Annotated in this window: 10 protein-coding genes and 1 pseudogene; all 11 read right to left on the reverse strand. The window is 49.6% G+C overall.

All coding sequences use genetic code 11. The annotated features are described in order from the left end of the window. Nucleotides 1–5: 5 nt before the first annotated feature. The gene (locus ACQKPA_RS22635; protein WP_427494759.1) at nt 6–1007 is read right to left on the reverse strand and encodes a proline racemase family protein; all 1002 of its coding nucleotides are present in this window, start codon (nt 1005–1007) and stop codon (nt 6–8) included. Then, nucleotides 1004–2200, reverse strand: coding sequence for an NAD(P)/FAD-dependent oxidoreductase (locus tag ACQKPA_RS22640; RefSeq protein WP_427494760.1), 1197 nt, complete (start codon nt 2198–2200; stop codon nt 1004–1006). The genes ACQKPA_RS22635 and ACQKPA_RS22640 overlap by 4 nt, the downstream gene beginning before the upstream one ends. 22 nt (nt 2201–2222) lie before the next feature. Beyond that, nucleotides 2223–3293 carry a M24 family metallopeptidase gene (locus tag ACQKPA_RS22645; RefSeq protein WP_427494761.1) on the reverse strand — a complete coding sequence of 357 codons (1071 nt, stop codon included), beginning with the start codon at nt 3291–3293 and terminating at the stop codon, nt 2223–2225. 121 nt (nt 3294–3414) lie between these two features. Further along, nucleotides 3415–4245 carry a carbohydrate ABC transporter permease gene (locus tag ACQKPA_RS22650; protein ID WP_427494762.1) on the reverse strand — a complete coding sequence of 277 codons (831 nt, stop codon included), beginning with the start codon at nt 4243–4245 and terminating at the stop codon, nt 3415–3417. A 6-nt stretch (nt 4246–4251) separates the two neighbouring features. Further along, a complete protein-coding gene (locus tag ACQKPA_RS22655; RefSeq protein WP_427494763.1) occupies nt 4252–5073 on the reverse strand; it encodes a carbohydrate ABC transporter permease in 822 nt (273 codons plus the stop codon). 148 nt (nt 5074–5221) lie between these two features. Then, nucleotides 5222–6598, reverse strand: coding sequence for an ABC transporter substrate-binding protein (locus ACQKPA_RS22660; protein ID WP_427494764.1), 1377 nt, complete (start codon nt 6596–6598; stop codon nt 5222–5224). Between the two features lie 99 nt (nt 6599–6697). Further along, the gene (locus ACQKPA_RS22665; RefSeq protein ID WP_427494765.1) at nt 6698–8521 is read right to left on the reverse strand and encodes a sensor histidine kinase; all 1824 of its coding nucleotides are present in this window, start codon (nt 8519–8521) and stop codon (nt 6698–6700) included. A gap of 17 nt (nt 8522–8538) precedes the next feature. Beyond that, nucleotides 8539–10056 carry a response regulator transcription factor gene (locus ACQKPA_RS22670; protein WP_427494766.1) on the reverse strand — a complete coding sequence of 506 codons (1518 nt, stop codon included), beginning with the start codon at nt 10054–10056 and terminating at the stop codon, nt 8539–8541. A 132-nt stretch (nt 10057–10188) separates the two neighbouring features. Further along, on the reverse strand, nt 10189–10734 hold the full coding sequence (locus tag ACQKPA_RS22675) for a helix-turn-helix domain-containing protein (RefSeq protein ID WP_216532298.1): 546 nt from the start codon (nt 10732–10734) through the stop codon (nt 10189–10191). A gap of 314 nt (nt 10735–11048) precedes the next feature. Beyond that, nucleotides 11049–12079, reverse strand: a pseudogene (locus ACQKPA_RS22680) (alpha/beta fold hydrolase). Between the two features lie 299 nt (nt 12080–12378). After that, nucleotides 12379–13296 (reverse strand): hypothetical protein, encoded by a 918-nt coding sequence (locus tag ACQKPA_RS22685; RefSeq protein ID WP_427494767.1) that lies wholly within the window; start codon nt 13294–13296, stop codon nt 12379–12381. Between the last annotated feature and the right edge of the window lie 190 nt (nt 13297–13486).

Genomic DNA, 13486 nt, shown 5'->3' on the forward strand with positions numbered 1-13486 from the left:
ATTCATTAGAGCAGGAAAAAGCCTTGGTTCAGCTGATCCTGATCCTGCAATACAAACTGATGAAAGCCTGTGATCCATGCCGAACCGGATATTTCGGAGATGACCGCCGGCAAACCGCCCACCGTCGTTTCCTCCATAACCTTGGCCCGGAACAGGGAGCCCACGATGCTTTCATGCAGAAATTCCTCCCCTTTTTCAAGCTCCCCCTTGGCGTACAGCACGGCAGCTTTCGCCGAGGTTCCCGTCCCGCAGGGAGAGCGGTCGATGCCTCCGGGTGGAACCACTACCGTATTCCGGCAGCGGGCCGACGGTGATACGGGTTCGCTGTAAAACTCAATATGGGTGAGCCCGCGAATGACAGGGATTTCGGGATGAACCACCTCCACCTCGCGATTGATCGCCTCCCGTATTTCTATCGCCAGCCGCACGATTTCCGAGCCCCGTCCGGGAACCAGCGGCAGATGAAGCAATCGTGCATCCACAAGCCCGTAAAAATTACCGCCGTACGCAATATCGACCGAGATTTCGCCGAGGTCCCCTACGTGAACACGGACATCCCGCTTGTATAAAAACGAAGCGATATTGGTGAACGAAACCTGCTTCACCTTGCCCTTTTCCACCGTAAGCCTTGCTTCAACAAGACCTGCCGGTGTATCCAGCCTGATGACCCTTTTGCTCTCGGGATAAATCCCTCCCTCGATCAGTGCAGTGCATAGGCCGATCGTGTCGTGACCGCACATCGGCAAATATCCACCGCTTTCTATAAAAACAACCCCGATATCGGCTCTTCTGTCGCACGGAGGGGTCAGAATGCAGCCTGACATCACTTCATGTCCCCGCGGTTCCAGCATCAGTGCCTGGCGAAAATGATCGTAATGTTCGGACATGTACACCATCTTCTCGGTCATCGTGCGGCCGATCAGCTCCGGCGCTCCGCTTGTCACGGTTCGGGTCGGGTTTCCCCCCGTGTGCGTGTCGATTGTACTCACGAGCTTGGATATTCTCACAAGATGACCTCCTGACGAACCGTCCCACAGCGGAAACGGTCATAACGCAGCGGCTCTACGGGAATGCAGGTTGCCGCTCCGCTCAGCATTTCACAAATCGCTTTCCCCGTGACGGCGGCCAAGCTGATGCCGTCGCCTTCATGTCCCGCCGCGATATAGAATCCGGGGATTTCATCGACGGGGGAAACAATCGGCAGATGATCCGGGGTCCAGGGACGCAATCCGGCGTAGGTTCGAAGCAGCGGGATATGCTCCAGTACAGGAAAAAAGCGGATCGCCCTTTCAGCGATAAGCCGAATGACCTCCTGATCCACGCGGGTGTCCATCCCCGCAAATTGGCGGCTCGAGCCAATCAGAAAATTCTGCGAAGCGGTCGGTTCAAACACGAGCGCGATCCCGTACTGATCAAATTTCGGATCGACGGAGCGCTTCCCGCCAAATTTGCTGATCAGATAGCCGAATTCCATCACCTTCCGTTTGCCGATGCTCTCCCAACGGGAAGCTACCAGGATATGCCCTTTGCGGGGCTCGATCGGAATATCGAGCCCGACCATTCGCCCAATATGCTTCGACCATACCCCGGCGGCATTGATGACGGTATTTGTGCGAATCGTGCCGCCGGATGTCTCCACGCCACGGATTCTCCCGGCTGTATCACGCAGGATCGCCGTGACGGGTGTATGGACCTGGAGTCTGGCCCCATATCGGCGGGCAGCGGATGCCAGCGAGTAGGTGAGCAAAACCGGATTTACCGTAGAATCCGTGGCGCATTCCAGGCCTCCGAGCAAATCTTCGGCCATATGGGGCCATTCGCCGCGCAGATCCTTTTGGTCGAGCATGCGGAACGGAAGCCCGGCTTCCCGTTGCCGCATAACCCAGTTTTCGGCTGCAAGCATCTCTTCTTCCGTCTCGCAAACAAGGATGCTGCCGGGAGCCCGATACTCAAATTCCTCGTCGAGCTCCTGAGCCCATTCCGCCACCAGCTCCTGCGATTTTAAGGACATCTGGCTGTCGAAGCCCGGATCCTTGTCAATCGCCAAAATGTTGCCGTCGCATTTGGAGGAAGTTCCCCCGGCGATTTCTCCGCGCTCCACTACCATCACGTCCATTCCCGCTTTCGCCGTATAATAAGCGATGGACATGCCGATTATCCCTCCGCCGATCACGACAACTTCCGCAGATTCAGCATTCATGGATGGATTCCTTCCCTCCCCTCTATAAAACGATCAGCTCTTTGTTCGATGTTGTCAGTACTTCGATGCCGGTTTCCGTGACCAGAATGTCATCCTCGATGCGGACGCCTCCATAATCAGGAAGATAGATGCCAGGCTCAACCGTCATAATCATGCCGGGCTCAAGTATATCTTCCGTTTGTTGGGAGAACCGCATGGGCTCATGAATCTCCAAACCAAAGGCGTGGCCTAAACCATGGCCGAAATATTCTCCGTACCCGCAGCTGGAAATATAATCCCTGGCTAGCGAGTCTCCTTCCTTCCCGGTCATTCCCGGTTTCAGCCCCTCCAGGGTAGACCGGTTGGCTTCCAGCACGACCCGGTAAATCTCCCGGTGGCGTTCCGTCGGTTTGCCGATAAAAACCGTTCGCGTCAAATCGGAGCAATATCCTTCAACATTCGCTCCAAAATCAAGGGTCACGAATTCATTCATTCCCAGCAGCTTGTCGCTGGCTATTCCGTGCGGCAGCGCCGAGCGTGCGCCGGAAGCGATGATGGCCGGATACGCCGATGAGACCGCGCCGTTTTTGCGCATGAAATATTCCAATTCCGCCGCCACCTCCCTTTCGGAAACGCCAGGCTTCATATAACCCAGAATAAACTCAAAGGCCTTTTCCGTAATCTCAATCGCTTTTCGGATACACCGCTGCTCCGCCTCGTCCTTGATGCCGCGCAGCTTTTCAACGATGTGCCCGGTGGGCAAGAGTTCAATACCCCCAAACGTCCGCTCATACGATTCATAATCCGCATAAGGAACATGATGTTTTTCAAACCCCAATTTCTTGGCGCCAACGGCATTTAGCTTCTCCCGGATCAGCTCCAGCGGCTGGCCCTCATACTGCACCACCTCAAATTCCCTGGCCTGCTGCTCCGCTTGCTGGGTGTAGCGGAAATCGGTCACCAGCCACGCCTGACCCTGTGTAATGACAGCCCAACCGGCGGTCCCCGTAAAGCCGGTAACATATCTCCGGTTATACGGGCTGGAAATCAACAGTGCGTCAATTTCGTGCCGCTCAAGTGCCTCCCTTGCCTTTTTAAGTCGTTGTGACTCCATATGCTTCGCACTCCCTTCGTATGGTGACAAATCAAAAATTCGTAAGTTCTTACAGCATTTAAATGAAACTAATTTGATTTATATTCAACAGAGTTGAACTATAGTTATGCAAACGCCCCTCTCATCCTTTTATTCCGGTCAACGTAATCCCCTCGATAAAATAACGCTGGCCTATGAAAAAAACCACGATGACCGGCAGAATCACCACGGTGGAAGCTGCCATCAGAAGATGCCACTGCGCGCTGTGAAGCGACTGAAACATTTGCAGGCCAAGCGCCAGCGTAAACTTTCTCTCCTCATTTAAGTACACCAGCGGTCCCATAAAGTCATTCCATGAGTTCATAAAGGAAAACAACCCGATCACAATGAGGGGCGGTCTGGACAAAGGAATAATAATTCGGGAGAAGATGGTCCACGGGCCGGCTCCATCCACATACGCCGCTTCGTCCATATCTTTCGGTATCGTGGAATAAAACTGTCTAAGCAGGAAGATATCAAAGGCCGAACCGAACCATACCGGCAAAATTAACGGCACATAGGTGTTAATCAGATCGGCAAACCTCCAGCCGATAAAAGTGGGAATCAAGGTGACGGCGCCGGGAAGCATCATGCTGGCCAGCAGCAAGCTGAAAAACAGTTTCCTTCCCGGCCAATCCAGCCTGGCGTAGCTGTACGCTCCGATCGAGCTGCTGAAGAGAGCGCCGAACAGACAGCTGACGGTGATGATCAGCGTGTTGCGGAAGAACCGGAAAAAGTCAATGGTTGTCAGCGCCTCGACGTAATTTTGAAGCCGAAACGGCGAAGGAATCCATTTCGGCGGCATCTCAAAAATCTGCAGCGAATTCATCATCGAACTGCGCACCAGCCAAAACAGCGGCAGCAAACAGAAGGCAGCTCCCACAATGAGGACCGAGTAAACGATAATCTGCGAAATCCGACGGCTTTTTTTCACAGGGAGCTACACCTCGCTTTCATAAAATACCCAGGACTTCGAGGTCCGGAAGAAAATAACGGTGACCAAAAGGATGATGATAAACAGAATCCATGCAATGGCCGAAGCTTGCCCCATTTCGCCAAACTGAAAGGCTTGCCGGTAAATGTAATAGTTATAAAACAAGCTGGCGTTATTGGGACCTCCCTGCGTCATAATCAGCGCCTCGGTAAACACCTGAAAAGCTCCGATCGATCCCATGATCAAATTAAAGAAGATAATGGGCGTCATCATGGGAATCGTAATATGCCGGAATTTCCGGATGGCGCCAGCGCCGTCCACGATAGCCGCCTCGTACAAGGATCTCGGCACCCCTTGCAGGCCCGCCAAGAAAATAATGATGGTGCTCCCCATTCCCCAAAGGCTCATCAAGACGATTGAAGGCACCACGGTTTGTTCGGAGTAGAGCCAGTCGAGCGTAGGCAGATTCAAGGCTTCAAGAAAGCTGTTGAACAACCCCAGATCGGGACTAAACAGCCAAAGCCAGATCATCGAAGAGGCCACCGCAGGTACGATGGACGGCAAGTAAAAGATCGTGCGGAAGACGGATTTACCGCGGATAAACCCCATATTCAGCAAGAACGCGGCGACAAAAGAGAACACAAGCCCCAGCGGAACACGGAGGATCACATATTTGAAGGTGACCCATAACGAGTTGTAAAAATAGGGATCCGTTCCGTCAAAGAGCCGGGTATAATTGGTGAATCCGATAAATTTGGGCGTATTGACGATGCGGTAATCCGTAAAGCTGAGCAGCAAGCTGGCGATCATTGGCAGCATGACAAACATGATCAGCCCCAAGATGCTGGGTAGGGCAAACAGGATGCCCGCCATTGCAATCCGGCGTTTGTGAAGAATAGGAATCCCCCCCCTCTCTTGAATGAATATCGTACAGGTCGGAAACAGGACACGGTTTACTGCGGCCTCTAGAAAAGGATTATCTTCCGTAATATCCCTCGATCAGCGGCAGCACTTTGGGCTCTACGCCTCTTAACGCCTCTTCTGCGCTTTGTTTCCCCGTCCACACCAAATCAAGGGCGGGAGTGACGAGCGCGTTGATTTTGTCCAGGTTCTTCACTTCAAAGCCCGGGGTGCGGATACCGCTTTCAATCGTTTGTTTCATAAAAGCTTCCGTGTAGCCTTCCGGATGCGCCTTGTTCCCTGCCGCCCACTTGTTGATCTTCTCAGGATCCGTGTACCACTCTTTCTTCAGTGGCATCCATAACCCGCCTTCGATCAGCGGCAGCACCGATTCGGGATCCGCCATATATTTATACAGCAGCCACGCCTCTTCAGGGTGCTTTGTTGATGCGAAAATGACCGTCGGTGCGCCATCCAGCAGCGTGTTGCTGACCTTCAGCTTCGGAAGTACTCCAACGCCGAGATTAAAGTCCTGCTCCGCAAAGGCTTGAAGAGCCCAGTTGCCGGACACCGTCATGGCGACTTTTTTTGTCTGCAGCGCCGTGTCCGGCAGGTTTTTGGTCTGCAGCGGGGTAGGGGAAACATGGTGTACATACATCAAATCCGCAAGCTTTTGAATCGCTTCGATTGCCTCCGGCTGGGCAAGACCGAAACCTTTGCCGTCTTCGGTCAGGAAGTTGCCGCCGTTGGAGACTACGGCTGCCATCATGTTATATGGATCGTATTGAAGGCCAAACTGCCTGATTTTATCCGGGTTGAAATTCGGATCCAGCGCATTTCTTCCTTGGTCGTCCAGCGTTAGCTTTTTGGCATATTCGACAAACGTGTCCCAATCCCAAGCTTTATCCGCTTCCGTCGGAGGCAGCTCGACGCCCGCTTCCAGCAGCAATTGTTTGTTGTACATCAGACCGTAGCCTTCGACGGCGGTGCTCATCCCGATGGTATTGCCTGGATCAATTTCATACCATACCTGGTCCAGATAATCCTCTTTGTTAAAATCAGGGTCGTTCTCCATAAGCGGTGTGAGGTTCAACAGTTTCCCGTCGCGCCCCCAGCTCAAAGCAGCTCCCGATGACAAATAACCGAGATCCGGTGCGACATTTCCTGCCACCATCGTTGTCAGTTTTGTCAAATAATCGGCGGGGACATGCATCGGCTCCACCTGGATGCCAGTTTCCTTCTCGAAGCGCTCAAGCGCTTCTGTAACCGTTTTTTTTTCAATCGTGTCTCCCCAGAAGGAAAATTTAAGCGTGACCGGCTCCTCCTGGCCTTGGCCTTCCTTGCCCACTCCCCCTTCTGTAGCTCCTCCGCTGTCCGAACAGCCCGCCAGCAATACGCTGATTGCCAAAGCTGCCGATAAAACCGCTCCTGCAAGACGTTTAGCTATGTTCATCTACTCACCCTCCATTCATTGGCTGATAGCTTATATATTTATTGTAAAAAGAAGCCGTCGCGAAAAAAATTCCAACTTTTTTGTATTGGTGGAGTATTTTCAGTTATTCGATAAAGGCATGTTGATGTTTACGGTGGTGCCCTCTCCTTCCGCCGATGTCAGTGTGATGCCAAATGCTTCTCCATAGATGAGTTTGATTCTTTTATCCACATTCCGGATGCCGATGGAATCCCCTTCGAGCTTGGCCAGCTGTTCTAATTTGCGGGGAGGAATGCCCGTGCCGTTATCCTCCACCGTAAACATGCGCGTCTCGCCAGCCATCCATCCCCGAATGGCAATCCTTCCCCCACTGTGCAGACGGGAAAATCCGTGGACGATCGCGTTTTCAACAAACGGCTGCAGGAAGAGCTTGGGAACCCGGTATGCATAGAGCTCGGGGGCAATGTCGTACTCGACAGTAAACCGGTCCTCGAAACGCTGATTCGTGATGAAAATATAATGTTTCAACCAGTTCAGTTCCTCGGCCAAATCACCGGTATCCTGGCTGTTCTCGGAGGTGTAATGCAGCATGGAGGACAAGCTGACAATCATGCGGCTTAATTCTCTTTGGTTGTTTTCAAGTGCTGTCCAATTCATGATGTTCAGCGTGTTGTATAAAAAATGAGGATTCAATTGTATGTTCAGCGACATGATCTCGGTTTCTTTTTCTCGAAGCTTTACTTTGTAATTCTCTTCAATCAAATTGTTGATTTTGACGTTCATTTGATTAAATTTGTGGATTAACAGCCCCATTTCGTTGTAGGATTCCACCGGTATCCGGGTATCAAATTCACCTTCACCCGTCTTTTTGATCGCTTGAAGCAGCTGATGAATGGGCCTGATAATGGTATTGGCAAAAATAAACGCAAGCAGGAGCGAAATAAACAGGAGAGCGACGGCCAAGTATACAGTGTAGGATTTAATCTCCGGCAAAAAAGCGGCCGCCAACGCTTCAGGCGATATGGTGACACCCGATATCCAGCCGGTCACTTCAGACGTATCAAAACAAACGATGAGTGGCTTTCCATCCTGCGTAACGGTTAAGGTCCCGCTCTTCATTTCCTTCATTTCGTCCAGCCAAACGGGATCGACTCCGGTTTCTCCCTGCTCTAAGGACGTGCCCGCCACAGGCTTTCCATCCGGGCTGACAATAAAAAAAGAAGCTCCTGTGGAAGGGAGCGTGTCGACAAAGCGGGAACGATAGAATTCCGGATGGTAAACAACGACCAGCACTGGAAGCTCAGCCTTGCCTTGCAGTTCAATGACTTCGCCATGATTGATGTTGAACAGCTTGAGCAAGCGGACACCCGCCAGCAGGCGAACATATTCGGGAGGCTTGGAGCGGCTGATATCCTGATTAAACATCTGATCAAATGAGAAGGTAGGCACCCACTGCATGGCCCCGTCCCCCTGCAATGCAGCCTGGTATAAAGCCGTTTGGTTAAAATTCTCATACGGGATGAAGGCGGAGGCGCCCGTGGGGCCAATGTTGGAATAACTGGTCATGAGGTGGATGGAATAGATTTGCTCCAGATCCGTAAAGTATTTGTTTAACGCCCGGCTGACCTTTTTCTCCATCGTGATCATGCTGTATTCGTCATGCGGGTTTGCATGCAAATACTGCTCATACAACGTTTGCTCCGCAATGAGGGCTAGGCTGCTTTCTTCCACCCGTGCAAGCTCCGTGTCCATAATTTCATTGTTTTGTTTGACGATGGAATAAAGGTTTTGCCGGGCAAATTCGGAGACAAACTCTCTGCTGGAGTTAAAGTATTTCCAGCTCAGGATGCCAAGAGGTATCGAAACAATGAGGGCATAGGTAAGAAAAAGCTGAAACCTGTAGCTGAGATCTTTAAACCGTGATAATGAATAACGTCCTCTCAAATGACATCCCTTCCTTATTAACGAGTAGCGGATAAATGGCGGTATTCTTCCGGGCTTGTGCCAAATTCCTTACGAAACAGCCGAATGAAGTACTTTACATCCTTATACCCTACAAGCTCGGCAATTTGGTAAACCTTCTGAGAGGTCTGCAGCAGCAGGCCTGCGGCTACCTTCATTCTCGTTTGAGTGATGTACTGATGGACAGTCATGTGGGTATGCGTTTTGAACAGCATACAAAAATACGAGGGATTAAAATGGAATTTTATCGCCAGCGTGCTCAGTGACAAATCATCTTCACTATAATGTGTATCAATATAGGCTTTACAGCTGTCGATGATGGACCCGGTTTTGTACTGCCGCCGCTGCTCCAGGCGATCCGTGAGCTCGAATATCCATTGCCTGGCCGCTTTAATTAATTCATCGACGGTATGACAATGCAGCAATGCTTCCTCGTAGACGGCGCTATGTAAGGGAGCGATTCCTTTCTCCATGAGGAGGGCGGTTGCTTGATGGATAGAAGCGGCAAGAAAGTACTTCAATTTTTCCGGCTCGGGAAAACCGCTATCGACGGCCTGGCGAACTGCCGAATCCAAACAGGCTTCGATTTCCGGTTTGTTTCCGGATAGTACCGCTTTGGTTAATTCGATGAATTCAAACTTAACGACGGCGGGACGGACACCGTTATTCATGGGCTCGGCTTCATACACCGCCCCACCGCCTTTATAGAATCGTGTTTTGAGCGCATGACAGGCCTGCTGGTAAGCTTGTTTGGCTTCCTGCCTCCATTCCGTAAAATAACGGCCAAACCCAAACGTTAATTCTGCCCCGTATTCCTGCTGGAAGTGTTGAATGACCTTCTGCAGCTTGGCTTCAAAGCCGGAAATCACCATGGATGAACGCTCGGAGCTCATGATCAAGGCAGCGAGCATTTTGTCCTGTATGCAAAAAGCGCTGGAAAACCCAAGTTCCCCGATCATCGGGGCAAGTATCTCTTTGAGTCCGTTCAGCAGAAGTTTATGATCTTTCACCTCGCCAAAAACAGCGGTGAGCACGATACCGCGCTTAAATTCCGGGAACAAACTCTCCAATAACCGATAATCCTCATCGGACGGACATCCCTCCAACATCTCGGAAAGCGAGGATTCTACGGACGCAAGGCGTACAGCGCTCGCTTTGTGCTCCGCTTTCGCAAGCAGCGGCAGAACGTTTTGTTCTTCAATCGGTTTCAGCACATAATCGCTTGCTCCCAACTGGAGCGCGCGCTGCGCATATGCAAAATCGGAATAAGCACTCATAATAATGATGCATTCATTCCCTCCGCGGCGGGACAGGTGCTCCATTAATTCAAGTCCGTCCATGACCGGCATCTGAATGTCCGTAAAAACCAGATCCATCCGCTGAAGCTCCATACTCTGCAGAGCCTCCGCTCCGTCCCTGGCATGAAAAATGTTATACTCCGGTTTTAGCGCCTTCAGCATCCGGGACATTCCTTTTCTGTGCTTCGGTTCGTCATCGACAACCAAAATGTTTAACATGATTCATCCCCCTTGTACTGAGATAAAAAAAGCCCATGCGGATTTCATGTAAATGGGAAGTTCGAACTGCCATCGTTTACAAGAGTCCAGCATGAGCTTTACAAAACATTCAATTTTAAAATATCACCTCTCCTAAGCATTGGAGTCGGAGCAAAACACCGATAAATACTTGACCTCTTCGGTTACCAGTGTATAGGTGTGGTTTTCAACCGAATCAAAGTACAGGCTGTCACCGGCATTTAACGTGTATTCCTCTTTCCCTACGTAATAAATCATCGTGCCTTCAAGCACATAAATAAATTCCTGCCCGACATGGGAAAATGTCCTTTTGCCTGTCTTCCCTTTCTTGGCAACAAAATAAAACGGCTGCATTAATTTCTCCGGCCGTTCGGCCGCAATCGCGGAAAACGAGTACCCTTTATCCGTCTGGACCATTTTCCCCATGCTCCTGGCTTGCGACGTATACACTGTTCCATTTAAATCGTTGTCATCCAGTAAGATCGAAATTTTGGTTCCAAGCGTTTCGGCGATTTTGATGAGCGTACCGATGGGAGGCACCGTCTTCCCATTTTCGATTTTGGACAACAAGCTTTTGGTGAATCCGCACGCCTTTGCGATGTCATCCAGGCTCCGGTTTTGCTCCTTTCGAAGCTTTCGGATTTTGCTCCCCAATTCCATAGATTGTTCTCCTAGTCCACAGTGTCATTCAACCTAGTTTAATAAAATGAAACAATATTAAATCAAAATTGTCAATAAAAATTAACAAATATACCTAGACAATTTAACAAAACTGTGATTATTAAAGAGCTATGGATCTACCGGTTACGATTGAGCAGCTGTAACCGCTCGATCTGTAATTTCTCCTCAAGTTAATTGCTACAGTTCCCAGGACTGCGTTCATGGAATGAAAAAAGCAGTCGATTGCTCTAATCGGCTGCTAAATATCTTTATGGAGTTGTCGCTTCGGCCAGTTTATACACATCCCGTTGGATTTACTTTACGAATGTATCAGTCATCCACGTATAAAATTTCTCCTTCTCTTCAAATTGTGGATAATGCGCGGATTGCTCATAAGCAATAAATTCTTTTGAATCGGCTTCAATGCGATCGAAATAAGTTTTTGCTGCATGAGAGGAAGTCATATAGTCGTATTTCCCCATGATAAAATAGCACGGTAGCTCAAGCTTCGTTACCCGTTCAGGCAATGGATGTTCCATTACTTCCTTTAACAAAACCTGTTGGGAAAAGGATGCTCCCAAGTTGTAACGTATGACATCCAATAAGTTATACTCGCTGCTTAATAACGTATCTAAGGTATTGCCGTCGGGGCTATCAATAAGCCTTGAAGCTCCACCGTATTTCATGACATAATTCCGCGGGGTAAACGTATCGCCACTTTTAATTTGATCCGTTAATCCTTGCAGGTAGGAAACGTCATCGACGTTGCCGGCTTGCTGAGCCTGGTCAAGTATGTAGTTCAAACTGTCCGTCTCGCTTTTTACTGTGTCGCTCATCTGGCCAATACCAACATAAGCCTCATATTTTTCAGGAGCCTTATGCGCTGCTTGCGTTGCGATATATGTACCATACGAATGGCCGATCAGGATGACCTTCTCTTTGCCAAGACGCTCTGAAACGTAATCGGTGAGCGCCAATAAGTCTTCCACCAATAAGTCGGATGAAAGATTAGCGTAGTCCTCAAAAAATGATAGGATTTTCCGCTTGCTCTTTGGTCGTAATTAACAACGGTAAAACGGGTTTCTAATAAGTCTTGGTACTTAGCGGCGTAAGGAATCTCTGAACATCCTGGTCCTCCATGCACAAAAATAATGACCGGATGATCCCTGTCATTGCCCCGAATCATAATTTGATGCCGGCTTCCGTTTATGTCTACTTGTTCTAATACGCTAATACTTTTCTCGCCTTTGATAGCTGAAGTCCATGTAGGAAAGAAAAGGGCTGCAATGAGCAGCAATAGGATGGTCGCTCCTATAATTTTTAATTTTTTTCTGAAGTTTTTCATTTTCATGCGACACCTTTCTGCTTTAAGCTTCAAGTAAATTTGGGTTGGAAGAAAGTAGATTTCATTCATCTCATCTTACCTTACCGTCGGTTATGCCAAATCCTCCTTGAGGCTGAAAATGACCTAGCCTTTAGTCGAAGAATTGAATCTGCGAAAGAGTGCCTGTGGATAAAAAAAGCCGCCAGATTGGCGACTTTTTAAAAATGTATATGGTCTTGTCTCCGACGGGTCTATTCCTCTAGACCCGTCGCATTTCAGGTCCATTTCGCTTCAACCATGTGTTCTTATACCGGCAGACTTTATGCATAGGTATACTGCGGGCCCAATTGCTCGAGAACTCGGTCCAATTGTCGGGTTAGATAATGCGAAACCCGACCCTTGCCGGCCACTGCTTCTAACAAAGGAAAGGTTTGTCCACCCCAGGTGCCTTCATGATCAAAGACTTGTCTGCCGATTCGCAAGCCTTTCGCCGTCATAAAGACGTGTAATCGTTCCAATCCTTCAACAAGCAGACCGACCGGCAGCGCTTTGTTCCTCCTCCGGGACCATTCCGCCAAGAAGGACATGCCGCGCAATATATCATATTCAAAAAACCTCGGAAAGCAAGGCTTCAGCCATTCCGTATCGATGACAGTCCCGTTTTGTTTGGAACATACAAGACGATGCTCCACTAAATAACGTGCGCCTTCGTCTAAGAAAGCAGCTTCCTGTTCGGTAAATTCGCGGTTTGTATGCCATAAGATGGCTTCAAGCGGAGGAAGCGTTGACACCATAGAGCTTTTTTTAGAGTGTGTGTACGCCTCAGGTTCGCAGTTCAATCCGCCGTCAGGCAGCTGATGCTTTAAGAGCCATTCGCGAATCCATGGCAACTCCTTGTCCAAATCACAGCCATACTCCATTAGAATCATATAGTATACGGCAAGCTCGCAGTGGCAGCAATCCAACTTCATCTTATCGCTTTCCGAGGTTGGACGGTCATCGGCGGATATGACGAAGGTCTGCCATACTTGAGTTTCGAGTAACCATTTTGCTTTGATAATCGCAGACTCGGGAATCAGCTTTGCCTCTCCCATTTCATAAAGGGCAGCCATATGCCACCAAGCTCCATCCCATTTTCGACGGGTATCCTCGCCGTGAGCCGTCTCCCATTGCGAAGTGGATGCAAGGAATTTTACAGATTCTTCGATTGCCAAACGAATCGTTTGGTTGGTTTCCATCCCATATCTCCTTTATCTCTCCGAGTAAATTCCTGTCATTCGTCTCTGCTCTCTAATTATTCGTGAACCAGATCCCATGCTCCTGCTGCTCGTTAGCATCTCTGGCTGTTGAGCACCAAAATGAAGCGCCTAAGCACAAGCGATCAGGAGCAAAAAGCCGCCCTGATGGGCGACTGTTCACTTTCCACTT

It is taken from the genome of Paenibacillus sp. NPDC093718 (genome assembly GCF_050279985.1).
In the GTDB taxonomy this organism is placed as follows: Bacteria; Bacillota; Bacilli; order Paenibacillales; family Paenibacillaceae; genus Paenibacillus_AQ.

Bases quoted from the DNA above. Each gene is read 5' to 3' on its own strand.
- ACQKPA_RS22670 (WP_427494766.1), bottom strand. From the start codon at position 10,056: ATGTTAAACATTTTGGTTGTCGATGACGAACCGAAGCACAGAAAAGGA.
- ACQKPA_RS22640 (WP_427494760.1), bottom strand. From the start codon at position 2,200: ATGAATGCTGAATCTGCGGAAGTTGTCGTGATCGGCGGAGGGATAATC.
- ACQKPA_RS22675 (WP_216532298.1), bottom strand. From the start codon at position 10,734: ATGGAATTGGGGAGCAAAATCCGAAAGCTTCGAAAGGAGCAAAACCGG.
- ACQKPA_RS22685 (WP_427494767.1), bottom strand. From the start codon at position 13,296: ATGGAAACCAACCAAACGATTCGTTTGGCAATCGAAGAATCTGTAAAA.
- ACQKPA_RS22655 (WP_427494763.1), bottom strand. From the start codon at position 5,073: ATGTTTGTCATGCTGCCAATGATCGCCAGCTTGCTGCTCAGCTTTACG.
- ACQKPA_RS22645 (WP_427494761.1), bottom strand. From the start codon at position 3,293: ATGGAGTCACAACGACTTAAAAAGGCAAGGGAGGCACTTGAGCGGCAC.
- ACQKPA_RS22660 (WP_427494764.1), bottom strand. From the start codon at position 6,598: ATGAACATAGCTAAACGTCTTGCAGGAGCGGTTTTATCGGCAGCTTTG.